The 24291-nt window shown below is 70.5% G+C and carries 22 protein-coding genes and 1 pseudogene; 13 read left to right on the top strand and 10 right to left on the bottom strand.

From position 1 onward, the window contains the following. Positions 1–12: 12 nt before the first annotated feature. A complete protein-coding gene (locus AB0J02_RS07815) occupies positions 13–1515 on the bottom strand; it encodes a peptide MFS transporter (protein ID WP_363192698.1) in 1503 nt (500 codons plus the stop codon). 236 nt (positions 1516–1751) lie between these two features. Here AB0J02_RS07815 and AB0J02_RS07810 point away from each other — a divergent pair, with 236 nt between their 5' ends. The 5 genes from AB0J02_RS07810 to AB0J02_RS07790 all read left to right on the top strand — a co-directional run bounded on the left by AB0J02_RS07810 (position 1752) and on the right by AB0J02_RS07790 (position 6810). Then, entirely contained in the window at positions 1752–2762 is a 1011-nt protein-coding gene (locus tag AB0J02_RS07810) for a polyprenyl synthetase family protein (RefSeq protein WP_363192697.1), read from the top strand. Positions 2763–2966: 204 nt separating this feature from the next. Further along, positions 2967–3470 (top strand): CHRD domain-containing protein, encoded by a 504-nt coding sequence (locus AB0J02_RS07805; protein ID WP_363192696.1) that lies wholly within the window; start codon positions 2967–2969, stop codon positions 3468–3470. 262 nt (positions 3471–3732) lie between these two features. Next, the gene (locus AB0J02_RS07800) at positions 3733–4929 is read left to right on the top strand and encodes a DUF2092 domain-containing protein (protein WP_363192695.1); all 1197 of its coding nucleotides are present in this window, start codon (positions 3733–3735) and stop codon (positions 4927–4929) included. Between the two features lie 68 nt (positions 4930–4997). Beyond that, a complete protein-coding gene (locus AB0J02_RS07795; protein ID WP_363192694.1) occupies positions 4998–5936 on the top strand; it encodes an ABC transporter ATP-binding protein in 939 nt (312 codons plus the stop codon). Beyond that, positions 5923–6810 carry an ABC transporter permease gene (locus AB0J02_RS07790; RefSeq protein WP_363192693.1) on the top strand — a complete coding sequence of 296 codons (888 nt, stop codon included), beginning with the start codon at positions 5923–5925 and terminating at the stop codon, positions 6808–6810. The genes AB0J02_RS07795 and AB0J02_RS07790 overlap by 14 nt, the downstream gene beginning before the upstream one ends. Here the strand turns inward: AB0J02_RS07790 and AB0J02_RS07785 are convergent, their stop codons facing one another. The 4 genes from AB0J02_RS07785 to AB0J02_RS07770 form a co-directional block, all read right to left on the bottom strand. Further along, a complete protein-coding gene (locus AB0J02_RS07785) occupies positions 6811–7398 on the bottom strand; it encodes an NAD(P)H-dependent oxidoreductase (protein WP_363192692.1) in 588 nt (195 codons plus the stop codon). 99 nt (positions 7399–7497) lie between these two features. Further along, a complete protein-coding gene (locus AB0J02_RS07780) occupies positions 7498–8442 on the bottom strand; it encodes a M28 family metallopeptidase (protein WP_363192691.1) in 945 nt (314 codons plus the stop codon). 937 nt (positions 8443–9379) lie between these two features. Further along, positions 9380–10291, bottom strand: a complete 912-nt coding sequence (rarD, locus tag AB0J02_RS07775; RefSeq protein ID WP_363193029.1) for an EamA family transporter RarD — start codon at positions 10289–10291, stop codon at positions 9380–9382. A gap of 195 nt (positions 10292–10486) precedes the next feature. Next, a complete protein-coding gene (locus AB0J02_RS07770) occupies positions 10487–11344 on the bottom strand; it encodes an SDR family oxidoreductase (RefSeq protein WP_363192690.1) in 858 nt (285 codons plus the stop codon). Positions 11345–11548: 204 nt separating this feature from the next. Between AB0J02_RS07770 and AB0J02_RS07765 the strand changes: the two genes are divergently transcribed. From AB0J02_RS07765 to AB0J02_RS07755, 3 genes are all read left to right on the top strand, one after another. Further along, positions 11549–11941, top strand: a complete 393-nt coding sequence (locus tag AB0J02_RS07765) for a helix-turn-helix domain-containing protein (RefSeq protein WP_363192689.1) — start codon at positions 11549–11551, stop codon at positions 11939–11941. A gap of 219 nt (positions 11942–12160) precedes the next feature. Next, a complete protein-coding gene (locus AB0J02_RS07760; RefSeq protein WP_363192688.1) occupies positions 12161–12664 on the top strand; it encodes a DUF6082 family protein in 504 nt (167 codons plus the stop codon). A gap of 233 nt (positions 12665–12897) precedes the next feature. Further along, positions 12898–13134 carry a hypothetical protein gene (locus tag AB0J02_RS07755; RefSeq protein WP_363192687.1) on the top strand — a complete coding sequence of 79 codons (237 nt, stop codon included), beginning with the start codon at positions 12898–12900 and terminating at the stop codon, positions 13132–13134. Positions 13135–13225: 91 nt separating this feature from the next. Here AB0J02_RS07755 and AB0J02_RS07750 read toward each other — a convergent pair whose 3' ends face one another. From AB0J02_RS07750 to AB0J02_RS07730, 5 genes are all read right to left on the bottom strand, one after another. Continuing rightward, positions 13226–14323, bottom strand: a complete 1098-nt coding sequence (locus AB0J02_RS07750) for a 2-oxoacid:ferredoxin oxidoreductase subunit beta (protein ID WP_363192686.1) — start codon at positions 14321–14323, stop codon at positions 13226–13228. Next, positions 14316–16262 carry a 2-oxoacid:acceptor oxidoreductase subunit alpha gene (locus AB0J02_RS07745; protein ID WP_363192685.1) on the bottom strand — a complete coding sequence of 649 codons (1947 nt, stop codon included), beginning with the start codon at positions 16260–16262 and terminating at the stop codon, positions 14316–14318. Before AB0J02_RS07745 ends, AB0J02_RS07750 begins: the two co-directional genes overlap by 8 nt. A 264-nt stretch (positions 16263–16526) precedes the next feature. Beyond that, entirely contained in the window at positions 16527–17186 is a 660-nt protein-coding gene (locus AB0J02_RS07740) for a response regulator transcription factor (RefSeq protein ID WP_363193028.1), read from the bottom strand. A gap of 224 nt (positions 17187–17410) precedes the next feature. Next, entirely contained in the window at positions 17411–18766 is a 1356-nt protein-coding gene (locus tag AB0J02_RS07735) for a sensor domain-containing protein (protein ID WP_363192684.1), read from the bottom strand. 123 nt (positions 18767–18889) lie between these two features. Further along, entirely contained in the window at positions 18890–20071 is a 1182-nt protein-coding gene (locus AB0J02_RS07730) for a sensor domain-containing protein (protein ID WP_363192683.1), read from the bottom strand. Positions 20072–20253: 182 nt separating this feature from the next. Between AB0J02_RS07730 and AB0J02_RS07725 the strand changes: the two genes are divergently transcribed. The 5 genes and pseudogenes from AB0J02_RS07725 to AB0J02_RS07705 all read left to right on the top strand — a co-directional run. Beyond that, entirely contained in the window at positions 20254–20676 is a 423-nt protein-coding gene (locus AB0J02_RS07725) for an NADH-quinone oxidoreductase subunit A (RefSeq protein ID WP_363192682.1), read from the top strand. After that, positions 20667–21284, top strand: a complete 618-nt coding sequence (locus AB0J02_RS07720) for an NADH-quinone oxidoreductase subunit B family protein (RefSeq protein ID WP_363192681.1) — start codon at positions 20667–20669, stop codon at positions 21282–21284. Before AB0J02_RS07725 ends, AB0J02_RS07720 begins: the two co-directional genes overlap by 10 nt. Then, positions 21281–22510, top strand: a complete 1230-nt coding sequence (locus AB0J02_RS07715; protein WP_363192680.1) for an NADH-quinone oxidoreductase subunit C — start codon at positions 21281–21283, stop codon at positions 22508–22510. Before AB0J02_RS07720 ends, AB0J02_RS07715 begins: the two co-directional genes overlap by 4 nt. Next, positions 22507–23475, top strand: coding sequence for a complex I subunit 1 family protein (locus tag AB0J02_RS07710; protein WP_363192679.1), 969 nt, complete (start codon positions 22507–22509; stop codon positions 23473–23475). Before AB0J02_RS07715 ends, AB0J02_RS07710 begins: the two co-directional genes overlap by 4 nt. Next, positions 23475–24077: pseudogene (locus AB0J02_RS07705) on the top strand (NADH-quinone oxidoreductase subunit I); the annotation flags it as partial. The gene AB0J02_RS07710 and the pseudogene AB0J02_RS07705, both read left to right, overlap by 1 nt. Positions 24078–24291: the final 214 nt, after the last annotated feature.

The raw sequence follows: 24291 nt of genomic DNA, 5'->3' as shown, positions 1-24291 counted from the left end.
ATGGCCTCGGCCTCAGTGAACGGGGTGCATGGTGCGGCGCAGCCAAGGCGCCAGGGCGATCACGGCGATGCCGACGGCGACGGCGATGGCGCCGTTGACGCCGAAGTACGCGGAGTTGGAGACCTCGCCGTAGAGCTTCACGGTCTGTGCCTGGATGCCGTTGGCGAGGGCGAGCGACAGGAACCAGAGCGACATGGTCTGGCTGGCGAAGGCCTGGGGGGCGAGCTTGGTCGTCGCCGACATGCCCGAGGTCTCCACGAGGATGTCGCCGAGCCCGAGCAGCAGGTACGAGCCGACGATCCACCAGACCGCCATCTTGTACGTGTCGTCGCTGTGGCCCGAGGTCGGCAGGACCATGAGCAGGAACGACAGGCCGCCCAGGATCACGCCGAACGCGATCTTGTTGGAGGCGTGCGGCTGGCGCGGGCCCATCCGCGCCCACACGCCCGCCACCACGGGCGCCAGGGCGACCTCGAAGGCGCCCAGCGCGGAGGCGTACCAGCTGGCCGGGAAGTGCAGGCCGAAAATGGTCGTCTCGGCGTTGGTCGAGGCCAGCAGGATCATCGTCGAGTAGGCCTGGAAGAGGATGAAGTTGAAGGCGACCGACCCGACGAACAGCACCAGGTAGGGGCGCAGGTGGCCGCGCTCCTCGGGCGTGACGCGCGGGCTGCGGAACATCACGGTGAAGTACACGATCGGCGCGATCACCGAGATGACCGTGAGGCAGTCGACGAAGCGGTCCATGGTCAGCCAGCCGACCGCGGACAGGAGCACGGCGAGCGCGGCCACCACGACGGCGCCGACGATGATCGTCCGCACCGCGCGGCGCATCCCCTCGGGCGCCAGCGCGTACTCGGCGGCGTTCTTGCGTCCGGCCAGGTGACGCCGGCCGGCGACGTACTGGATCAGACCGAGGGTCATGCCGATCGCGGCCGCGGAGAAGCCCCAGTGCCAGCCCTTGTGGTCGCCGAGCCAGCCGGTGATCAGCGGTCCGGCGAACGCGCCGATGTTGATGCCCATGTAGTACAGCGCGAAGCCGGCGTCGCGCCGCTCGTCGTCGGTGCGGTAGAGCTTGCCGACCATGGAGGCCACGTTCGGTTTGAGCAGCCCGGTACCGGCGCTGATCAGGCCGAGGCCGACCCACGTCATCGTCGGCGTGGGCACCGCCATCGAGTAGTGGCCGCAGGCGATGAGGATGCCGCCCCACAGGACGGCGCGGTACGAGCCGAGGATCCGGTCGGCGAGCCAGCCGCCCGCGACGGAGACCAGGTAGACGAGGGTTCCGTACGCGGCCGAGACCGATGCCGCCGTGCCGGGGTCCATGCCCATGCCGCCATGTGCGACGGTGTCGGCGAAGAACAGCACGAGAATGGCCTGCATGCCCAGGAACGAGAAGCGTTCCCAGACCTCCAGGCCCGACAGTGTGAGCAGCCCGCGTGGCTGCCCGAAGAAGGCCGTGTCGTCGCCCGGCGGCGGCTCGGCCGCGGGCTCGGGGTCGGTAGTGGTGCGGGACAAAGCGTGTACTCCCGGTCGTATGGGCTGATCAGCAACATACCGGGGGCGTCACCGGGCCGCCTGGTCTGGGCTGTCCGGGCAGGCGCCCCCTGTGATCGAAACGCGACCGGATACGCTGACTTGAGTGATGGCAGCGACACATCGACAAACCGGGTCGACGACCAAATGATCGGCCGAATCATCGACCGAGTTCGCCATGTGAGCGTCGTGTTCGTCAGCAGACAGGAGAACCTCTCGTGACCGTCGTCGGGACTTTCGGTCTTAGCGTTCGGGACCAGGCTCTCGAAGCCGATGTCCAGGCTGGTTTGGTGGCTGTCGAGGAGGGACTGCTCGAAGCGACCAAGAGCGAGGTCCCCTTCATCACGGAGGCCGCCCAGCATCTGGTCCGGGCCGGCGGCAAACGCTTCAGGCCACTGCTCGTGACGCTCGCCGCCCAGTTCGGCGACCCGTACGCGCCGGGCATCGTGCCCTCAGCCGTCGTCGTCGAGCTCACCCACCTCGCGACGCTCTACCACGACGACGTGATGGACGAGGCCGACGTGCGGCGCGGCGTGGAGAGCGCCAACCAGCACTGGGGCAACTCCGTCGCGGTCCTCACCGGGGACTTCCTCTTCGCCCGCGCCTCGCACATCCTGGCCGACCTCGGCCCGGACGCCGTCCGCATCCAGGCGGAGGCGTTCGAGCGCCTCGTCACCGGCCAGATCCTGGAGACCGCGGGCCCGGCCGACGGGCGCGACCCCGTCGACCACTACCTGGACGTGCTCAGCGGCAAGACCGGCTCCCTCATCGCGGTGGCCTGCCGCTTCGGCGCGATGATGTCCGGCGCCGACGAGACGGTCGTCGACGTCCTCACCCAGTACGGGGAGCGGCTCGGCGTCGCCTTCCAGCTCGCCGACGACGTGCTCGACATCGCCTCCGACTCGCACGAGTCGGGCAAGACCCCGGGCACCGACCTGCGCGAGGGCATCCCCACGCTGCCGGTGCTGCGGCTGCGCGAGCGCGCCGAGCTCCTCGGGCTGCCCGAGGACCAGGCCCTGGTCGAGCTGCTCGACTCCGACCTCGCGGACGACGACCGGCTCACCGAGGCGGTCTCCCTGCTGCGCGCCCACCCCGCGCTGGAGCAGGCCCGCCGCGACACGGTCCGGTACGCCGAGGAGGCCCGCTCCGCCCTCGCCCCCCTCCCGGAGTGCGAGGCGAAGGCGGCTCTGGTGGAGCTCTGCGACGCGGTGGTGCACCGGGCGGGCTGACCCGCCCGGGCCGCCCCCCGGCCCTGCGAAACCGGTCAGATTCTCATTGGCGGGCTTGGTGCGCCTCGCACGCGCCGCTTGCTGCCACCCTGGGAGACGGAGCGGACCCGCTTCTCCCGCTCCGTACCGCCATGCGCGTGGCACCAGTTCGCTCAACCCGGAAGCCGACGCAGGGGGCGTCGGCTCGACAGGGGGGAACCGACCATGGGTACACGGATCCTGCTGGCCGCGGGGAGTATCGGCGCGGCAGCCTTCACCGCGGCGGCGCTGACCGTTCCCGCGGCCGTCGCGGATCGCGGCCGGCCCGACGGCGGCGCGCCGGAGACCGTTCTCGCGGCGCGTCTCCACGGGGCCGACGAGGTCCCGGTCAAGGGCGGCCCCGCCGTCGGCGACATGGACGGCTCGGCCGTGGAGTACGTACAGATCCAGGGGGACAAGGTGTCCGTCACCGCGAAGTGGCACCGCGTCGGCAAGCCGGTCATGCTGCACATCCACGAGGGCGCCGAGGGCGTCAACGGGGGCATCAAGGTCGACTTCACCAAGCTCCTCGGCAAGGCCGACCGGGACGGCGTCTCGGGCACCGTCACCGTCCGGGACCGGGCCCTGCTGCACCGGATCGTCGCCGATCCGGCCGGCTTCTACGCCAATCTGCACACGGCCGAATTCCCGGGCGGAGCCGTCCGGGGCCAGCTTTACCGGGCGGACTGACCCTCCGCGCGTCACCGGCGACGCCTTCCCCGGCACCCTTACGGGTCGGGGAAGGCGTCGCCGCGTCATGTCATCCCGTAGGTGTACGCGGAGTTGATCCTGGGGTCTGACGCTTCCCTGTGGCCGGTTTGGTCAGATTGAGTACACCACTCCTGACCAATTCGGGTGAGAATGGCGGCTTGGGGTGGACGAGCAACCGACAGACAGACGACGAGTGCACAGGACGGTAAGCCGCCGCCGAACACGGAGGTAGGGCAACAGCATGGCACCGTACGAATCCGAAGACAGCCAGGGCTCCGGGCGCCGCAAGGTGGCCCGTTACGCGGTCCCCGTGGCCGTGGTGGGGGTGGCCGCCGCGACGATCGGGCTCGTCCCGGCGCTCGCCGACTCGGGCGACCCGGATCTCCCGCAGATCACCGCCCAGCAGCTCATCGAGAAGATCGCCAAATCGGACACCGAGCAGCTGTCCGGCACCGTGAAGATCCACACCGATCTGGGCCTGCCGTCGCTCGGCGGCGCGGCCTCCGGCCTCACCGGCGGCGACAAGGGCTCCTCCTCGGCCGACCCGCAGGCGAAGCTGGCCGAGCTCGCCACCGGCACGCACACGCTGCGCGTCGCGGCGGACGGCCAGGACCGGCAGAAGCTGTCGGTTCTGGACGACGCGTCCGAATACAGCCTGATCCACAACGGCGCGGACGTGTGGGCGTACGACAGCAGGTCGGACGAGGCGTACCACGCGAAGGACGCCCGGACCGCGTCCGGCGACCGTGCGAAGAAGCACGCGACCGAGGTGCCGGCCACGCCGAAGCAGCTCACGGACGAGATCCTCAAGGCGTCCGGCGACACCACGTCGTTCACCGTGGACGGCACGGCGCAGGTCGCGGGCCGCGACGCCTACCGGCTGCAGATCAAGCCCAAGCAGTCCGGTTCGACGGTCGGCGCGGTCACGGTCTCCGTGGACGCGAAGACGGGTACGCCGCTGAAGTTCACGCTGACCCCGGCGAGCGGCGGCGCGGCCGTCGTCGACGCGGGCTTCACCAAGGTCGACTTCGGCAAGCCGGCCGCGTCCACCTTCGACTTCAAGCCGTCGAAGGGCACCAAGGTCACCGAGGCCGACAAGCAGTCCGGGCAGGGCCGCGACCGGGCGGAGAAGGCACCGAAGGGCGCCGCCGGCCTGGACGGGCTGAACGTGATCGGCGAGGGCTGGACCTCGGTCGCCGAACTGAAACTGCCGGGTGACTCCGGCGCCGCGGGCCTGGCGTCGGGCTCCGCGTCGAGCGAGATGCCGGCCGACGCGCAGAAGTTCCTCGACTCCCTGGGCTCCAAGGTGACGGGGAAGTTCGGCTCGGGCACCGTGTACTCGACCCGCCTGGTGAACGTACTGATCACCCAGGACGGGAAGGTGTACGCGGGCGCGGTCACCAAGGACGCACTGGTGAAGGCGGCCGACGCGGGCTGACGGACCGGTGGACGGTGGCGAGGGGGCGGTGCGCACCGCCCCCTCGCCATCCTTGATGAGGGAGGGACATGGCGCCGGTCATCGAGACCCGGGAGCTCACCAAGCGGTACCGCGGCGGTCAGCCGGCCGTCGACCGGCTGAGTCTGACCGTCCCGGAAGGCGCCGTCTTCGGCTTCCTCGGGCCGAACGGTTCGGGCAAGACCACCACCATCCGCATGCTGATGGGCCTGATCGAACCGACCGCGGGCACCGCCCAGGTCCTCGGCCGCCCGATGCCCCGCGCCACCCGCGCCGTCCTGCCGCACGTCGGCGCGCTCATCGAGGGCCCGGCCCTGTACGGGTTCCTGAACGGCCGTGACAACCTGCTCCGTTACGACGCCGCGGACCCGACCGCCGACCCGCGCACCCGTAAGGCGCGGGTCGCGGAGGCCCTGGACCGGGTGGGCCTGACGGCCGCGGCGGCCAAGAAGGCGAAGGCGTACTCGCTCGGCATGAAACAACGCCTGGGTCTGGCAGCGGCCCTGCTCCAGCCGCGCCGCCTGCTGGTCCTGGACGAGCCGACGAACGGCCTGGACCCCCAAGGCATGAGAGAAATCAGAACGCTCGTACGGGAGTTGGCCTCCGACGGCACCACCATCTTCCTCTCCTCCCACCTCCTCGACGAGATCGAGCAGGTCTGTACGCACGCCGCAGTCATGACGCAGGGCCGCCTGATCACCCAGGGCCCGGTGGCCGAACTGGCCGCGGGCGCCAAGGGAAACCTGACCGTCACCACCCCCGACCCGGCCGACGCGGCCCGCGTGCTCAAGGAGCACGGCATCACCGTCGTGGAGACGACCGACGACCGCGTCACCGCCGAACCACCGTCCCCCGGAACGGACTTGGCGGATCTGAACACAGCACTGGTCACCGCGGGCGTACGCGTCCGCGGCTTCGGCGTGGAACGGGCGTCACTGGAGGACGCGTTCGTCGCCCTGACCGGAGAGGGCTTCGATGTCGCAGGCTGAAGCGGCCCGCACCGCGCCGCGGGTGAACCCGCTGTGGACGTTCGGCCTGCTGCGCAGCGAGCTGTTCACGACGTTCCGACGCTGGCGCACACTGGCGCTGCTCGCGGTCCTCGCGGGCGTCCCGATCCTGATCGGCGCGGCGGTGAGGATCGAGACGGGTGACGGCTCATCGCTCGGCGGGGGAGGCCCCGAGGGCGGCGGCGGCCCGGCGTTCATCGCGCAGATCACGAACAACGGCCTGTTCCTCGTCTTCACCGCTCTGGCGGCGACGCTCCCGTTCTTCCTCCCCATGGCGGTCGGCGTCATCGCGGGCGACGCGGTGGCCGGCGAGGCGAGCGCGGGGACGCTGCGCTACCTCCTCGTCGCCCCGGCCGGCCGCGGCCGCCTCCTGCTCACCAAGTACGCGACGACGATGGCGTTCTGCGTCGTGGCGACGCTGGTCGTGGCCGTCTCGGCGCTGATCACCGGAGCGATCCTCTTCCCGCTCGGCGATGTGGTCACCATCTCCGGTACGCGGATCGGCTTCGGCGAGGGCCTGTGGCGCGCGTTCCTCATCGCTCTCGCAGTGGCCGCGTCCCTCATCGGCATCGCCGCCCTGGGCCTCTTCGTCTCCACCCTCACCAACAGCGGCATCGCGGCGATGGCGACCACGGTGGGCCTGCTGATCACGATCCAGATCCTCGACCAGATCCCCCAACTGCACGCACTGCAGCCGTACTTCTTCTCCCATTACTGGCTGTCCTTCGCCGACCTGATGCGCGACCCGGTCTACTGGGACGACCTGACCAAGAACTTCGAACTCCAGGCGCTGTACGCGGCGGTGTTCGGCTCGGCGGCCTGGGCCCGCTTCACGGCGAAGGACGTCACCGCGTAACTACCCCTGCGCGTACGGGAACGAGGCGAGCGGGGCCTCCTGCGCGAAGAACGTCTTGGCGCGGGCCGAGGCCGCCACGTCCTTGTGCACGTCGCCGGGCTTGCTGCCGTTGCCGAGGAGCACGCCGCCGAAGCGCATGCCCATGTACGCGGCCGAGTTGCGCAAGGTGCCGACCAGCGGCTCCGCGACGACCTCCTCCTCGTGCGCGAGGGCGGTGACGCCCCACAGGGTGCGCCCGGCGAGGGTGGCCTTGAAGTCGAGGCCCGGGGTGCGCAGCCAGCCGGACCAGTAGTCCAGGTAGCGCTTGGTGGAGGCGGAGACCGAGTACCAGTACAGCGGCGACGCGATGACGATGTCGGTGGCGGCGAGGGTGGCGTCGAGCAGCAGCGCGACGTCATCACCCTTCGGGCGCACGTGGTCGCTGTCGTGCCGCAGATCCTCGAAATCGGGAAGCGGATGCGCGGCCAGGTCGATCCAGCGCTGCCCGACGCCGGGCGGCAGCTGCTCGGCGGCCCTGCGCGCGAGGATCTCGGTGTTGCCGTCGGCCCGGCTGCTGCCGAGCACGAACAGGAATTCGCGGTGGGTCATGGCTCCCCCTGGGACGCGGACACGACTTACTTGCGCATGCAGTATATGCACACGCAAGTAAATCGCGACAGGGGAAGCCGGACTCGCCGCGGCGCGGGACTACCCGGCGAGCTCCCACACGGCGTGGGCGACGGCGTCACTGTTGTGATCGAGAGCGGTGCTGTCGATGTTCGTGGCCGTGTCGCAGGACGAGTGGTAGCAGGCGTCGAACCGCTTGCCCGCCGTGCCGCCCCACTTCTGGGCCTGAGCGCTGGTCTTCGTGTAGTCGGCGCCGCTGAACAGCCCGCCGACCGGGATGCCCGCGCTCTTGAACGGGGCGTGGTCCGAGCGGCCGTCGCCCTCGGTCTCGATCTCGGTGGGAATGCCCAGACCGGCGTAGAAGTCCTTGAAGACCTTCTCCAGGGCGGGATCGTCGTCGTACACGAAGTAGCCGGGGTTGGGCGACCCGACCATGTCGAAGTTCAAGTAACCGGAGATTCTCGACCGGTCGGCGACAGCAAGGGAGTTGACGTAGTTCCGCGAGCCGACCATGCCGAGCTCCTCGGCGCCCCACCAGGCGAACCGCAGATGCTTCGTCGGCTTGAACTGGGTGCGCGAGACGGCGAGCGCGGTCTCCAGGATCGCGGCGGACCCGGACCCGTTGTCGTTGATACCGGGGCCCGCGGTGACGCTGTCGAGGTGGGCGCCGGCCATGACGACCTGGTTCGTGTCGCCGCCGGGCCAGTCGGCGACCAGGTTGTATCCGGTACGCCCGCCGGACGTGAACTGCTTGACAGAGGTGGTGAACCCGGCCGCGTCCAGCTTCCCCTTCACGTAGTCGAGGGAGGCCTTGTAGCCCGGGCGGCCGTGGGCGCGGTTGCCTCCGTTGGCCGTGGCGATGGACTGGAACTGGGTGAGATGGGCCTTGACCGAGGCCACGGGTATGTCGGGCGCCGCGGCGGCCTCCGGCGCCGCGCCGACCGGGGCGGCGACAGCGGTGACGAGGGTGGCGGCGGTGAGCAGAGACGCGGCTGCGAGCCGCACGCGTATGGGGTGCAGGGGCATGTGGGGGGCTCCTGGTTCCTGGGTGTGTACGGGGATTTGAGGTGGCCCGATGGTCCTGGTGAGCCGAGGCCCGGTCAAGGGCGTATTTCGGTCACCCGTGTTCGAATTCCGGGCGGCTTGGTCCTGAGGTCGCACGACGGAATCCGCCGAACCAGCGGACGTGACCGGAACGGGTCTCGGCGAGGCGTGATTTCACGGCCCCCGGCGCTAGCGGGGCGGCAGCCGACGGGGGATCGGCCTCGGCCGGGAGCCGGCCTTCCTGCGGGCCGGATTTCACGGTGCCCGGCGCTGGGGTGCCGCCTTGCCCACCCTGCCGCCCAAGGCGGCAGATTGCCCAAGTCGGTTAAGGCGAGGGCAGGTTGCCCAGGGCGGGGCGGGCGGCGAGGCGACGAGGGCAGCGACGGGCGGCGACCCGGCCGGCGGGGCGGCGAACCCGCTGGCGGAGGCGGCGACAGCCGACGGCGCCGCACCCAACCAGACGCCCCCCGCACTCGCGGTCGCAATGCGACGGCGCTGCACCCCAACCAGACGCCCCACGCACTCGTGGTCGCAATGCGACGGCGCTGCACCCCAACCAGACGCCCCACGCACTCGCGGCCGCAATACGACGGGAGGGGACGTGGCGGGGTGCCCCCGCAGGACACCGCGGGAACTCCGCGCCGGATGACGCGCCTACGGCGTACAAGAGACGACGACACCGATCCGGCCGAGGAGGTACCCCGTCACGGCCCCGCCCCACGACGCAACAGGGCGAGGCGCGGCTGCAGAACTCCGCGCCGGGCGACCCACACGACGGGGCGTGGCGTGGCGGGACCCCGGTCCACCCACGCGACGGGGCGTGGCGTGGCGGGACCCCGGTCCACCCGCGCGACGGGGCGTGGCGTGGCGGAGCCCCGGTCCACCCGCGCGACGGGGCGGACCGGTGGATCGCCGGGTTTTACACAGCCGACTCCCGCTGAACGGGCGGAGCGTCGTCCCGAACCCCGGCAGCGGCGACCTCCGCCCGGATCAACGCCATCCGCCCGGCCCGAGCGGAGCGCAACGCATCCCAGGTCAGCAGGACAAGCGCCAGCCACACCAGCCCGAACCCGGCCCACCGCTCAGCCGGCATCGCCTCATGGAAGTAGACGATCCCGAGCAGGAACTGAAAGACGGGCGCGAGGTACTGCAGCAGCCCGAGAGTCGAAAGCGGCACCCGGATCGCGGCAGCCCCGAAGCACACGAGCGGCACGGCGGTGACAAGCCCGGTCGAGGCCAGCAGCACCGCGTGCCCGGCTCCCTCGGAGGCGAACGTGGACCGCCCCTGCGAACCGAGCCACAGCAGATACGCGAGCGCGGGCAGGAACTGGATGGCGGTCTCGGCGGCGAGCGACTCGAGCCCCCCGAGGTTCACCTTCTTCTTCACGAGCCCGTACGTGCCGAAGGAGAACGCGAGCACGAGCGAGATCCAGGGCGGCTGGCCATACCCGATGGCCAGCACGAGAACGGCGAGGAGTCCGACTCCGACGGCAGTCCACTGCGCGGGCCGCAGCCGTTCCTTGAGCAGCAGCACGCCGAGCGCGATGGAGACCAGGGGGTTGATGAAGTACCCCAGGGAGGCCTCGACCACATGCCCGGAGTTCACGGACCAGATGTAGACGCCCCAGTTGACGGTGATGACGGCGGCGCCGACGGCGACGAGCCCGAGCCGCTTGGGCTGCCGCAACAGCTCCCGCGCCCAGCCCCATTTGCGTACGAAGAGCATGGCGACGCCGACGAAGGCCAGCGACCACACCATCCGGTGGGCCAGGATCTCCACGGACCCGGCGGGCTTGAGCAGCGGCCAGAAGAGGGGCACGAGCCCCCACATCCCGTACGCCGCGAAACCGTTGAGAAGCCCTGTGCGCCCCTCGCTGCCCCGCCCCGACCCGCCGCCTGCCGCCCCGTCCTGCACGGACCCTCCTCATGACACCCGGCAGCCCCGCGGCGGCCATCAAGCAAGGTAGCGCCGAGGGGCGGTGCGTGTCATGCCCGTATCGCCATACGGTCCTGACGTCGGACCGGGCTACTTCAGGGCGTCGGCGACGGCGTCGGCGAGCGGCGTGGTGGGGCGCCCGATGAGGCGGGCGAGGTCCCCGTTCCGCCGGGCGAGGAGACCCTGCCCGATGGCGGTGTCGACGCCCACGAGGATGTCGGCGAACGGGGCGGGCAGCCCGGCGCCGAGCAGCACTTCCCGGTTCTCCTCGGGCGTGACGGCCCGGTAGACGATGTCCTTGCCGGACTGCTTCGCCACCTCGGCGGCGTACTCGGCGAGCGACCAGGCGACGTCGCCGCTCAGCTCGTAGGCCACGCTCTCGTGACCCTCGCCGGTCAGTACGGCGACGGCGGCCGCGGCGTAGTCGGCGCGGGAGGCGGAGGCGACCCGGCCCTCGCCCGCGGAGGCGAGAACGGCGCCGTGCTCCAGGACCGGGGCCAGGTTCCCGGTGTAGTTCTCGTGGTACCAGCCGTTGCGCAGGAACGTGTAGGGCAGCCCGGAGTCGAGGATCGCCTGCTCGGTGACCTTGTGTTCGTCGGCGAGGGCGAAGTCGGCGTCCGGGCCGCCGAGCACGCCGGTATAGGCGAGCGAGGCCACGCCCGCGGCCTTCGCGGCGTCGATCACGGCCTGGTGCTGCGGTACGCGCTGCCCGACCTCGCTGCCGGAGATCAGCAGCACCTTGTCGCCGGAGCGGAAGGCGCCGGTCAGCGTCTCGGGGGCGCTGTAGTCGGCGATGCGCAGCTCGACGCCGCGGGCGGAGAGGCCGGCGGCCTTCTCCTTGTCGCGTACGACGGCGGCGATCTCCCCGGCCGGCACGCCCGCGGCGAGCAGCCCTTCGACGACGAGACGGCCGAGGTGTCCGGTGGCTCCGGTGATGACGAGGCTCATGACGGAATTCTCCTTGGGTGGGTGGTTCTTCCCCACCGTAAAGGCAGCGCTGTGGATTAGAAAGTACCCACTTTGAAGTAAGGTACTGTCGCGCGAGTAAGTAAGCGAATGAGCAGTGGACGAAGCACTCGACCGCACTCGACCGCACTCGACCGCACTCGACCAAGCACACGACCAAGCACACGCCCGCGAAGGAGAGCCAAGATGACCAAGGTGCGGGAGTGGACGATGCCGGCCGGCGAGGGCATCTGCCCGCAGCGCCTGGTCCTCGAGCACGTCACGAGCCGCTGGGGTGTCCTGGTGCTGCTCGCTCTGGAGGAGCGCTCGTTCCGGTTCAGCGAGCTGCGCCGGGAGATCGGCGGGGTCAGCGAGAAGATGCTCACGCAGACGCTGCAGACCCTGGAGCGCGACGGCATGGTGCATCGCGACGCCAAACCGGTGATCCCGCCGCGCGTCGACTACTCGCTCACCGGTCTCGGCCGGGAGGCGGCGGCCCAGGTGCGCGCGCTCGCTGAGTGGACGGAGCGGCGGATGGCCGACGTGGCCGAGGCGCGAGAGAGGTACGACGAGGTCCGGGCGGCCAGGTCGTCCGCCTGACGTAACTGGCCGCCCTGGCAAGGGATTCAGGCCATGGAGGGCCGTTCGGCCCGGCATGCCCACGGCACACGGGGGCACACACCCGGTAGGGCGTCGGTATACACCAAACCCGCCATCCACCTGTGCGCCCCCTGTCCGCCTCCCGCGCCGCCCGGCCCGGCTCGGCACCCTGGAGGTGGAATGCTCCGCCCGCTGCGCCGACCGGGGGGTCTCTTCGCCATGGCCACACTGACATCGCCCCTGCGCGGGATGGGCTCCCGCCTGCGCGCCGGATTCGGCCGCCGTCGCCGCCGGGACGAACTCCTGGAGCGGCTCGTCGAGGAAATGAGCCGGGCGAACGTACTCCGTCAACACTCCTTGTTTCTCGACCAGTTGGACCGCGCGATCGACGATCCGGACCTGGCGGCGGCGCTGAGCACGCTGCCGGATCTGTCGGACCGGGAGCGGCGGCTGATGCTGTGGGTGAACCGGGAGTACGCCGTGCTGCTGCTCGCGCACCGGGTGGGCGCGTTCTGCTGGGACGAACTCATCGGCCATCTGCGCGTCCTGTGCCGCAACGAGATCTTCCAGCTGTACTGGACGCGCACAGTGGATCACCGGCGCAGCCTCGCCCCCGACACGCTGGACGCACGGGTCAGAGACGCGCTGAACAGCATCATCGAGGAACTGGCCACCGACCCCGAGGAATGGTGGGTCGTAGGCCCGGACACATCTGCGGACTGACCGGGTGCGCCGGGGATGTCCGCTCGAACCGGTGAACGTCCGCAGTGTCCGACAGACCGGGAAAGGTCGTACTACGGACATGTTGCGGCGTTCGGCTGTCGGGAGGGGCGGAGCGGCAGAAGGATGGGGAGGTTCTTTCCCCTCTGCCGTTTGGCCCAGCAGCGTTTTGCGGTGCGTGACCGGGTCGGGAAAGGTCAGCACCCAGTTGTCGCCCAGGCCGGAGGATTCCCCAAGTGAAGATCGTTCGTCGTATGGGCGACGCGCCACGTCTGAGGGGCTGCGGTTCGGGCGAGACCTGCCCGGACATTTTCGAGCTGAGCGACAGCAACTTCGCGGTCGTGGGCACCGATGCGACCGACTCCCTCCGGGGGCGGCTTCCGCAGGGCGTGACGCTCGATCCCGGCGAGCGCGTGGTGGTGATCACCCGCGCGACCATGGTCAGCGCGAAGCGCGACCTTCCGGACGCCTGACAGGACCCGGAACCAAGGGCGACCACCATGGGCAGGGCCCGGATGCGACCGCGCATCCGGGCCCTGCCCATGTCCGAGTCCGGGACCGACGTCAGCCGACGACGGTCCAGGTGTCGCCGCCGGCGAGAAGCGCGGCGAGGTCGCCCTTGCCGTTCTGTTCGATGGCGGTGTCGAGCTGGTCGGCCATCTGGGTGTCGTAGACGGGCCGTTCGACGTTGCGGAGCACACCGATGGGGGTGTGGTGCAGGGTGTCGGGGTTGGCGAGGCGGGACAGCGCGAAGGCCGTGGTCGGGGACGCGGCGTGCGCGTCGTGGACCAGGATCTGGTCCCGGTTCTCGTCGGTGACGGGGACGATGGCCAGGTCCCCGGTCCGCGCATCCCGTACGACGCCCTTGGAGTCGTCGGCGCCGAAGGTGATGGGCCGGCCGTGTTCCAGGCGGATGACGGCTTCCTCGGCCTGCTGCTTGTCCTTCAGCACTTCGAAGGCGCCGTCGTTGAAGATGTTGCAGTTCTGGTAGATCTCGACCAGCGCGGTGCCGGGGTGGTCGGCGGCCTGGCGCAGGACCTCGGTGAGGTGCTTGCGGTCGGAGTCGACGGTGCGGGCCACGAAGGAGGCCTCGGCGCCGATGGCCAGCGACACCGGGTTGAAGGGGGCGTCCAGGGAGCCCATCGGCGTCGACTTGGTGATCTTGCCGACCTCGGAGGTCGGCGAGTACTGGCCCTTGGTCAGGCCATAGATCCGGTTGTTGAAGAGGAGGATCTTGAGGTTGACGTTGCGGCGCAGGGCGTGGATGAGGTGGTTGCCGCCGATGGACAGGGCGTCGCCGTCGCCGGTGACGACCCACACGGACAGGTCGCGGCGGGAGGAGGCGAGGCCGGTGGCGATGGCGGGAGCGCGGCCATGGATGGAGTGCATCCCGTACGTGTTCATGTAGTACGGGAAGCGGGAGGAGCAGCCGATGCCGGAGACGAAGACGATGTTCTCTTTGGCCAGGCCGAGTTCGGGCATGAAGCCCTGAACGGCGGCGAGGACCGCGTAGTCACCGCAGCCGGGGCACCAGCGCACTTCCTGATCGGACTTGAAGTCCTTCATGGACTGCTTGGCCTCGGCCTTGGGGACCAGTGAGAGAAGCGTCTCGGTGCCGCCTCCGGTCCCTTCCGTGGACTCCCTGGTCTGCGTATCAGCCATCGATGGCCTCCTTGAGAGCCGTGGCGAGCTGCTCAGCCTTGAACGGCATTCCGTTGACCTGGTTGTAACTGTGGGCGTCCACCAGGTACTTGGCCCGGATGAGGGTGGCGAGCTGACCGAGGTTCATCTCGGGGATCACCACCTTGTCGTAACGCCGCAGGACCTCGCCCAGATTCCGCGGGAAGGGGTTGAGGTGGCGCAGATGGGCCTGCGCGATCGCCTCGCCCGCCCCGCGCAGCCGGCGCACCGCAGCGGTGATCGGCCCGTACGTGGAACCCCAGCCCAGCACCAGAGTCGTGGCGTCGCCGGTGAGGTCGTCGACCTCCAGGTCCGGGACGGTGATGCCGTCGATCTTGGCCTGGCGGGTGCGGACCATGAAGTCGTGGTTGGCCGGGTCGTAGGAGATGTTCCCGGTGCCGTCCTGCTTCTCGATCCCGCCGATCCGGTGCTCGAGTCCGGGTGTGCCGGGGATCGCCCACGGCCGTGCCAGGGTCTGCGGGTCGCGCTTGTAGGGCCAGAACACCTCGCTGCCGTCGTCCAGCGTGTGGTTCGGGCCGGTCGCGAACTGGGTGCGCAGGTCCGGGAGTTCGTCCACCTCGGGGATGCGCCACGGCTCGGACCCGTTGGCCAGGTAGCCGTCGGAGAGCAGCAGCACCGGGGTGCGGTAGGTGACGGCGATCCGGGCGGACTCCAGTGCCGCGTCGAAGCAGTCCGCCGGCGTCATCGGGGCGACGATCGGCACCGGCGCCTCCCCGTTGCGCCCGTACATCGCCTGCAGCAGATCGGCCTGTTCGGTCTTGGTCGGCAGCCCCGTCGAGGGGCCGCCGCGCTGGATGTCCACCACCAGCAGCGGCAGTTCCAGGGACACCGCGAGCCCGATGGTCTCCGACTTCAGCGCCACTCCGGGCCCGGAGGTGGTCGTGACCGCCAGGGAGCCGCCGAACGCGGCACCCAGCGCCGCTCCGATCCCGGCGATCTCGTCCTCCGCCTGGAAGGTGCGCACCCCGAAATTCTTGTGCCGCGACAGCTCGTGCAGGATGTCGGAGGCCGGAGTGATCGGGTACGAGCCCAGGTACAGCGGCAGATCCGCCTGCTGGGACGCGGCGATCAGCCCGTAGGACAGCGCCAGGTTCCCGGAGATGTTGCGGTAGGTGCCCGTCGGGAACGCGGTGGTGGCCGGCGCGATCTCGTAGGAGACCGCGAAGTCCTCGGTGGTCTCACCGAAGTTCCAGCCCGCGTGGAACGCCGCCAGGTTCGCCTTCATGATCTCGGGCTTCTTGGCGAACTTGGTCTTCAGGAACTTCTCGGTGCCCTCGGTGGGCCGGTGGTACATCCACGACAGCAGGCCCAGCGCGAACATGTTCTTGGAGCGCTCGGCCTCCTTGCGGGACAGCTCGAACTCCTTGAGCGCCTGCACGGTCAGCGTGGTCAGCGGCACCGGATGCACGGAGAACCCGTCCAGCGAACCGTCCTCCAGCGGACTGGCCGCATAGCCGACCTTGGCCATCGCCCGTTTGGTGAACTCGTCCGTGTTGACGATGATCTCCGCGCCGCGCGGCACATCGCCGATGTTCGCCTTCAAAGCGGCCGGGTTCATCGCCACCAGTACGTTGGGCGCGTCGCCCGGCGTGAGGATGTCGTGGTCCGCGAAGTGCAGCTGGAACGACGACACACCCGGCAGCGTTCCGGCGGGTGCCCGGATCTCGGCCGGGAAGTTCGGCAGCGTCGACAGATCGTTGCCGAACGTCGCCGTCTCCGAGGTGAACCGGTCACCCGTGAGCTGCATCCCGTCACCGGAGTCACCCGCGAACCGGATGATCACCCGGTCCAGACGCCGTACGTCCTTGCTCGATTCACCCGCGACTGTGCGCTGTTCTCCGACCACTGCACCGTCGGTCCCGTCGGCCTGCTCGGCTGGGCTACTGACCTGGCTGGTCACTGAACTGGACCTCCCTCGAGGCGGCTGTCCGGGCAGACCCGTCCCACTGGCCTACCCCAGGCCCACCCTACGTCTGTAAGGGGTGCCTTCCTCTGAGCGTTCGCAGGACGGACTTGATTTCGAGACGGCGTGTCGCCCCGTTCTGTCATGATCTGCCAGCCCCCTGGAGGCGCACTCGAAGCGATCTGGAAGACGCACTGCGCTCGCCCTTCGGTTCTGGTCCGGCGCCCGGCCCACCGCGATACCTGACAGGGTGTCAGGTAATCAGGAGTTCAGGTAGGTCAGAACGGCCAGAACGCGACGGTGGTCCCCGTCACTCGGGGACAGGCCCAGCTTCAGGAAAATGTTGCTCACGTGCTTCTCGACAGCGCCGTCGCTCACCACGAGCTGCCGGGCGATCGCCGAGTTCGTCCGGCCCTCCGCCATCAGGCCGAGGACCTCGCGCTCGCGCGGGGTGAGATGGGCCAGCACGTCCTGCTTGCGACTGCGCCCGAGCAGCTGCGCGACGACCTCCGGGTCGAGCGCCGTGCCCCCTTCGGCCACACGGACGACCGCGTCCACGAACTCCCGTACCTCGGCCACCCGGTCCTTGAGCAGATAGCCCACCCCGCGGCTCGATCCGGCCAGCAGTTCGGTCGCGTACTGCTCCTCCACGTACTGCGAAAGGACCAGGACCCCGAGCCCGGGGAACTTCCCGCGCAGCTGCACCGCGGCGCGCACACCCTCGTCGGTGTGCGTGGGCGGCATCCGTACGTCCGCGACGACCACGTCGGGAAGCTGGTCCTGCGCGCCCAGATCGTTGATGGTCTTGATCAGCGCGTCCCCGTCACCGACACCGGCGACGACCTCGTGCCCGCGGTCGGTCAGCAACCGGGTCAGGCCCTCCCTGAGCAGCACCGAATCCTCGGCGATGACCACCCGCACCCTGTCCTCCACGTTTTTCGGCCCCCCAGCGCCGCTGCGCACCTGTCACAGCGGCCAGTTCTGACAGGTCCAGCATTCCAGGATCCGGACCGGGGTGCGCCCACGCTGCGGGAAGAGGGGCGGATTCCTCCGCGCGGGGGCCCGAAATGGGCGGGAGAGGTGGGTTGTTCGGCCAGATGTTCCGTCGGGTGTTCCGTCGGGTGTTCAGTGGGTCCGGGCGGCTGTCACGCCCGGCGCCAGGGCAGTTCCGCCGTGATCCGGGTCGGGCCGGCCGTCGGCGAGTCGACCAGGAGGATGCCGTCGACCGCGTCGAGGCGCCCGGTCAGGCCCGCGAGGCCCGAGCCGGTGGCGGCGGCCGCTCCGCCGATCCCGTTGTCGGCCACCTGGAGCATGAGGCGGTCACGCGTACGCCACACGTCGACCGTCGCCCGCGTGGCCCGGCTGTGCTTGCTGACGTTCTGCAGCAGCTCGGAGACCGTGAAGTAGGCGATACCCTCGATGGCGGGCGCCGGGCGCTCCTCGAGGTCGACCTCCACCGTCACCGGGACCGTGCAGCGCGACGCCACCGAGGAGAGCGCCGCGTCCAGGCCGCGGTCGGTGAGCACCGCCGGGTGGATGCCGCGCGCCAGGTCGCGGAGCTCCTGCAACGCCGTCTTCACCTCGCCGTGCGCCTCGTCGACCATGCGGGCCGCCGTCCGCGGGTCCTCGCTCAGCTTCTCCTTGGCCAGGCCCAGATCCATCGCCAGGCTGACCAGGCGGGCCTGCGCGCCGTCGTGCAGGTCGCGTTCGATGCGTCGTAGATCCGCGGCCGCCGTGTCGACGACGACACCCCGGTCCGACTCCAGCTCCACCACGCGCGACGCGAGCCGCGACGGACCGAGCAGCCCGCCGACCATCACCCGGTCCACCGTCGTGAGCGCCCGGATGATCCACGGCGTCGCCAACGTGACGAGCAGGCCGAACACCGCGGTCAGCGTGATCTCGAAGGGGTTGTTCAGGTACACGGAGTGCGACTCGTCGCCGTACAGCTGTATACCGGCCTGGCCCGCGTACATCGGGAAGACCCACTGCCACAGCGGGTACGTGAGCAGTGACCAGCCCGTCGTCCAGAACGCGATCGCCACGGAGAAGGAGAACACCGCCCACGGGAAGTGCAGCACGCTGTACAGCAGATGCCGCCACGAGACGCCGCTCTTGAGGGTCGCGCCCATCCAGGCCAGCGGTCCGCCGCCGCGCGGCCGCACCGGCTCCGGCGAACCGACCTCCAGGCCGAGCAGCCCCCGGGCCCGCGCCCGCTCGACGGCGCCGAGCCCACGCGTCCCGGCCAGCGCCGCCGCGAGCACCGGCACCCCGATGAAGGTGACGAGCAGTCCGGCACCGAGCGACATCATCGTCACCGACCAGACGAACGCCACGACGGCGATCGGCAGGCTCAGCAGCAGGTAGGCGAACTCCCGCCAGGCACGCCCCTCGACCGGCGCCCGCAGCCCGGCCGGCAGACGGCCGAGCCCGTGCCGCCGCGGGCAGGGCTCGTCGTCGTACGAGTACTCGCTTCGGTATCCGTACTGCTGCGTGGCCATGGGTGTCGTCCGTTTCTGCTCGGGTCCGCTGCTCTGTTTCCAGGGTCCCCGGGGGGCGGGGCCCCGGGCCATGCGGCGGGTCGGCGTCTTCGACCGGGGGTTTTCCCTACCCCCGGGATGCTGCTACGACCGGTCGCGCCACGGCAGCTCGGCCGTGACCGTCGTTCCGCCGCCGTCCGGCGAGTCCACGACGAAGAGCCCGTCGACCGCGCCGAGCCGCTCCGCGAGCCCGGACATGCCGGTGCCCTTGTCGAGGCTGGCGCCGCCCTGTCCGTCGTCCTGCACCTGGATCAGCAGCCGCTCGTCCGACCGCCACACGTCGACCGAGGCCTTGGTCGCGCGGCTGTGCTTGCTGACGTTCTGCAGGAGCTCGGAGACCGTGAAGTACGCGATGCCCTCGATCGCCTCGGCGGGCCGCGCAGGAAGGTCGGCCGTCACCTTCACCGGGACCGTGCAGCGCGAGGCGATCGAGGAGAGCGCCGCGTCGAGGCCGCGGTCGGTGAGCACCGCCGGGTGGATGCCACGGGCCAGATCCCGCAACTCCCGCAGCGCGAGCTTCACTTCACCGTGCGCCTCGCCGACCATGGTGGCCGCCGCCTCCGGATCCTCCAGGAGCTTCTCCTTGGCGAGGCCGAGCCCCATGGCCAGATTGACCAGGCGGGCCTGCGCGCCGTCGTGCAGATCGCGTTCGATGCGCCGCAGATCCGCGGCCGCCGTGTCGACCACGACACCCCGGTCCGACTCCAGCTCCGCGATCCGCCGCTCCAGCTCGTCGGAGGGCGACAGCAGAGCGCGCACCATGGCACGGTCCGCGTTGGTCAGGCCGCGCGCGACGAACGGCAGCACCGGCCACAGCACGAACAGGCCGACCAGCGTCACGACGAACGTCAGGATGCCCCACGGCAGCCGGATCAGCTCGTACAGCACGGCACGCCAGCCCACCGGGTCCTTCAGCCCGTTCCACAGCCAGCCGAAGAAACCGTCCTCGCGCCGGCGCGGCAACGGGCTCGGCTCGTCGATCCGCACCCCGAGCAGCTTCCGGGCCCGTGCCCGCTCCGCCCTGCCGAGGAGCCGCGCGCCGGTCAGTCCCGCCGCGATCAGCGGCAGCCCGATCACGGTGACGGTCAGGCCGGCCCCGAGCGCCAGCATCGTGAGCGCGTACACGAACCCGAGGACGGCGAGCGGAAAGCTGGTCAGGAGAAACGAGATCTCCTTCCAGGTGTGTCTGTCGTAGGCGAAACGCGGCGACGGCAGCACCGGGCGGTCGTCGTCCGCGGCCCCGGGCGGGTGCAGTGGGTCGGTCATAGCGAAAGAGTGCCTTGCGCGCGACGCGCGGCGCCATGAGGCGGACCGGCCGGGAGGAACGGGGGATAACCCCACCCCGCCGAGGGCGACGGCCGGACCCAGGAGGCTTACCGTCCCTTTAACAGGCCCTAGACTCCCGTGCGTACAGATCGTCGAACACGAACACGCGAGGGGCGACAGACGTGACGGGACCCACCGTGACCGTCATCGCGGCGGACACCTCCGACGGCTATGCCCACGACTACTTCCAGTCGTACTCGGTGGTCGGACTGCTCGCCGTCGTCGGCGTGCTGTTCGTCGCCGTGGCCTTCGGCGCGGGACGACTGCTCCGCCCGGTGGTCCCCACCCCCGAGAAACTCCTCACGTACGAGTGTGGCGTCGACCCCGTCGGCGAGGGCTGGGCACACACCCAGGTCCGCTACTACGTGTACGCGTTCCTCTACGTGATCTTCGCGGTCGACTCCATCTTCCTCTTCCCCTGGGCCACGGTCTTCGCCGCGCCGGGATACGGCGCGACGACCCTCGTCGAGATGTTCATCTTCCTCGGCTTCCTCGCCGTGGGCCTGCTGTACGCATACAAGAAGGGCGTCCTTACATGGGCGTGAGTGACGTGACCCCCGAGCCCGTGCCCGTTCTCCTCCCGGAGCCGAAGCGGCTTGGCGTGCTCTCGCGCCTGGCCCCCGAGCCGATGAAGGTGGTCCTCAACTGGGGCCGCCGGTACAGCTTGTGGGTCTTCAACTTCGGCCTCGCCTGCTGCGCCATCGAGTTCATCGCCGCGTCCATGGCGCGGCACGACTTCATCCGGCTCGGCGTCATCCCCTTCGCGCCGGGCCCGCGCCAGGCCGACCTGATGGTCGTCTCCGGCACGGTCACCGACAAGATGGCCCCGGCCGTGAAGCGCCTGTACGAGCAGATGCCCGAGCCGAAGTACGTCATCTCCTTCGGCGCCTGCTCCAACTGCGGCGGCCCGTACTGGGACTCGTACTCGGTGACCAAGGGCGTCGACCAGATCATCCCCGTCGACGTGTACGTGCCCGGATGTCCGCCCCGGCCGGAAGCACTGCTCCAGGGCATCCTCAAACTCCAGGAGAAGATCGCGCGCGAGTCGCTCGGCGAGCGGTACGCCTCCGCCGACGCCGCGGCCGGCCGGCCCTCCGCGGCGGCGCTGAGCAGCGGCCTCGTCCAGCCGCCCGCCGTGGGTGGTGACCGATGAGCTGGCTGCCGGACCCCGTCGAGGAACTGTTCGGCGCCGAGGCCACCGTCGAGGAGGCGTACGACCTGCTGACGGTCGACGTCCCCGCCGCCTCCTGGATCACCGCTCTCGAAACGGCTCGTACGCGACTGGGCTGCACGTACTTCGACTGGCTGAGCGCCGTCGACGAACCGGAGACCGGCTTCCGCGTGTGCGCGCACGTCGCGGCCGTCGCCCCCCGTTCCGTACGCCGTCTGCTGCTGCGCACGACCGTGCCGCACGCCGCGCCGGTCCTCGCGTCGGCGGTCGACGTGTACGCGGGCGCGGCCTGGCACGAGCGCGAGACGCACGAGATGTTCGGCGTCGACTTCGAAGGCCACCCGCATCTGGTTCCGCTCCTCCTCCCCGACACCTTCGAAGGACACCCGCTGCGCAAGGACTTCGTGCTCGCGGCGCGCGTCGCCAAGGCATGGCCCGGCGCGAAGGAGCCCGGAGAGTCCGAACACGGCGGCCCGAAGCGGCGCCAGATGCTGCCGCCCGGCGTCCCCGACCCGAACGAATGGGGCCCGATGAAGGGCCAGATGCCGGCTGCCCCGGCCCGTCCGGCACGAGCGGCGCGGGGTGCGGGGCGGGCGGGTGCGGGTGCGGCTGGGGCCGCGTCGGGTGGGCCGGGCGAGCGTCCGGCCCGGCGGGCGCGGTCGGTCAGTGAGGGTTCGGCGAGCCAGGGGGTTGCTGCGGCTGCTCCGGAGGGTGCGGTTCCTTCGGAGACGCCGGCTGCTTCGGATGCCCCGGCTGTTCCGGATGCCCCGGCGGGGGAGGCGCGTGCGGCGCGGCCCGCCCGGCGTGCGCGCAGCGTCTCCGACGGCTCGGCGAGTCAGCGGCCCGCGCCGGACGCGGCCCCGGAGAACGGACCGGCCCCGGCCCGCTCCTCGGACGCTCCCTGGCACCACGCCAAGCCCGCGTTCGACGAGGCCGAGCCGAAGCGGGACGCGAAATCGGACCCGGCGTCGGCGGAACCCGGCGCCGATACGAGTGACAACGGCACGACCGGCGCCGATACGAGTGACAGCGGCACGACCGGCGCCGATACGAGTGACAGCGGCACGACCGGCGCCGACGCGACTGACAGCGGCACGACCGGCGCCGATACGAGTGACAACGGCACGACCGGCGCCGACGCGACCGACAACGGCACGACTGATAACGGCACGACCGACAACGACACGACCGACGGAGGCAAGCAGTGAACGACGCTCTCGACGTCGCCCTGCGCCTCGTCGTCGTCTTCGTCGCCTTCCTGGTGCTGCCCCTGGTCGTCGGCCAGACCGAGCACAAGGTCATGGCCCACATGCAGGGCCGGCTCGGCCCCATGTACGCGGGCGGCTTCCACGGCTGGGCCCAACTCGTCGCCGACGGCGTCAAGTTCGCGCAGAAGGAGGATGTGGTCCCGGCCGACGCCGACCGCCGGGTCTTCCAACTCGCCCCCGCCGTCGCCCTGTTGCCGTACCTCATCGTCCTGCTGGCGATCCCGGTGGGGCCGGGTGACGGCGCGGTCGGCCAGGTCATCGACGCGGGCATCTTCTTCGTACTCGCGGTGATGGGCGTCGGCGTGCTCGGCTCGCTGATGGCGGGCTGGGCCAGCGCCAACAAGTTCTCCCTCCTCGGCGGCCTGCGCACCGCCGCCCAGCTCCTCGCCTACGAACTCCCGATGCTGCTCGCGGCGGCCTCGGTGGCCATGGCGGCCGGCACGGTCTCGCTGCCCGGCATCGTCGACGCCTTCGCGTGGTGGTGGCTGCCCTGGCAGATCGTCGGTGCCCTGGTCTTCTTCGTGGCGGGCCTCGCCGAGCTGCAACGCCCGCCCTTCGACATGCCGGTCGCCGACTCCGAGATCATCTTCGGCGCGTACACCGAGTACACCGGGCTGCGTTTCGCGCTCTTCCTCCTCGCCGAGTACGCGGGCATCGTCGTCCTGTGCGGCCTGACCACGGTCCTCTTCCTGGGCGGCTGGCACGGGCCGTGGGGTTCCGAAGGACTGGGCTGGGTCTGGACGCTGCTGAAGACGGCGGTCCTGGCCTTCGTCGTGATCTGGCTGCGCGTGTCCTATCCCCGGCTGCGCGAGGACCAGCTCCAGAAACTCGCCTGGACCACGCTCATCCCCCTCGCCCTCGCGCAGATCGCGCTCACCGGAATCGTGAAGGTGGCGATCAACTAGTGCCCCCGATCCCCGGGTCCGGCCTGGCCAAGGGCCTCGCCGTCACCCTCCGCACGATGACGAAGAAGACCGTCACCGAGCAGTACCCGGACGCCCAGCCCGAACTCCCGCCCCGCACCCGCGGCGTGATCGGCCTGTTCGAGGAGAACTGCACGGTCTGCATGCTGTGCGCCCGTGAGTGCCCCGACTGGTGCATCTACATCGACTCCCACAAGGAGACGGTCCCGGCCGCCGTCGAGGGCGGCCGCGAGCGCAGCCGCAACGTCCTCGACCGCTTCGCCATCGACTTCTCCCTCTGCATGTACTGCGGTATCTGCATCGAGGTGTGCCCCTTCGACGCGCTGTTCTGGTCCCCGGAGTTCGAGTACGCCGAGACGGACATCCACGAACTCACCCACGAGCGCGACAAGCTCCGCGAATGGATGTGGACGGTCCCGTCCCCGCCCGCCCTCGACCCGGCAGCCGAAGAACCGAAGGAACTCGCGGCAGCCCGCAAAACAGCAGACAAACAGGCAGCAGCGGAAGCAGCGCAGGCCGCCGAGGCCGCCGAAGCCGCGCAGGCCGCGCAGGCCGCGCAGGCAGCGCAGGCAGCGCAAGGCGCGCAGGCAGCACAGGCCACCGAAGCGGCAGAGGCCGCCGCGGCAGCTGAGGTTGGCCAGGCGGCTCAGGCGGCCGAGGTCGGTCAGGTGGCCCGGGACGAGGCCTCGGCGCCCAAGCCCGCCGTGTCCGACGACTCGGCCGGGTCTGACGACGCGACCGGGTCCGACGACTCGGCCGGGTCTGACGACGCGACCGGGTCCGACGACTCGGCCGGGT

It is taken from the genome of Streptomyces sp. NPDC050264 (assembly GCF_040655895.1).
In the GTDB taxonomy this organism is placed as follows: Bacteria; Actinomycetota; Actinomycetes; order Streptomycetales; family Streptomycetaceae; genus Streptomyces.
Note: the sequence above shows the minus strand (reverse complement) of the source record. Positions and strands in the feature narration are given on the sequence as shown.

Bases quoted from the DNA above. Each gene is read 5' to 3' on its own strand.
- AB0J02_RS07720 (WP_363192681.1), top strand. From the start codon at position 20,667: ATGGGCGTGAGTGACGTGACCCCCGAGCCCGTGCCCGTTCTCCTCCCG.
- rarD (WP_363193029.1), bottom strand. From the start codon at position 10,291: ATGTGGGGGCTCGTGCCCCTCTTCTGGCCGCTGCTCAAGCCCGCCGGG.
- AB0J02_RS07735 (WP_363192684.1), bottom strand. From the start codon at position 18,766: ATGGCCACGCAGCAGTACGGATACCGAAGCGAGTACTCGTACGACGAC.
- AB0J02_RS07760 (WP_363192688.1), top strand. From the start codon at position 12,161: ATGGCCACACTGACATCGCCCCTGCGCGGGATGGGCTCCCGCCTGCGC.
- AB0J02_RS07730 (WP_363192683.1), bottom strand. From the start codon at position 20,071: ATGACCGACCCACTGCACCCGCCCGGGGCCGCGGACGACGACCGCCCG.
- AB0J02_RS07715 (WP_363192680.1), top strand. From the start codon at position 21,281: ATGAGCTGGCTGCCGGACCCCGTCGAGGAACTGTTCGGCGCCGAGGCC.
- AB0J02_RS07750 (WP_363192686.1), bottom strand. From the start codon at position 14,323: ATGGCTGATACGCAGACCAGGGAGTCCACGGAAGGGACCGGAGGCGGC.
- AB0J02_RS07770 (WP_363192690.1), bottom strand. From the start codon at position 11,344: ATGAGCCTCGTCATCACCGGAGCCACCGGACACCTCGGCCGTCTCGTC.
- AB0J02_RS07765 (WP_363192689.1), top strand. From the start codon at position 11,549: ATGACCAAGGTGCGGGAGTGGACGATGCCGGCCGGCGAGGGCATCTGC.
- AB0J02_RS07800 (WP_363192695.1), top strand. From the start codon at position 3,733: ATGGCACCGTACGAATCCGAAGACAGCCAGGGCTCCGGGCGCCGCAAG.
- AB0J02_RS07805 (WP_363192696.1), top strand. From the start codon at position 2,967: ATGGGTACACGGATCCTGCTGGCCGCGGGGAGTATCGGCGCGGCAGCC.
- AB0J02_RS07780 (WP_363192691.1), bottom strand. From the start codon at position 8,442: ATGCCCCTGCACCCCATACGCGTGCGGCTCGCAGCCGCGTCTCTGCTC.
- AB0J02_RS07795 (WP_363192694.1), top strand. From the start codon at position 4,998: ATGGCGCCGGTCATCGAGACCCGGGAGCTCACCAAGCGGTACCGCGGC.
- AB0J02_RS07790 (WP_363192693.1), top strand. From the start codon at position 5,923: ATGTCGCAGGCTGAAGCGGCCCGCACCGCGCCGCGGGTGAACCCGCTG.
- AB0J02_RS07785 (WP_363192692.1), bottom strand. From the start codon at position 7,398: ATGACCCACCGCGAATTCCTGTTCGTGCTCGGCAGCAGCCGGGCCGAC.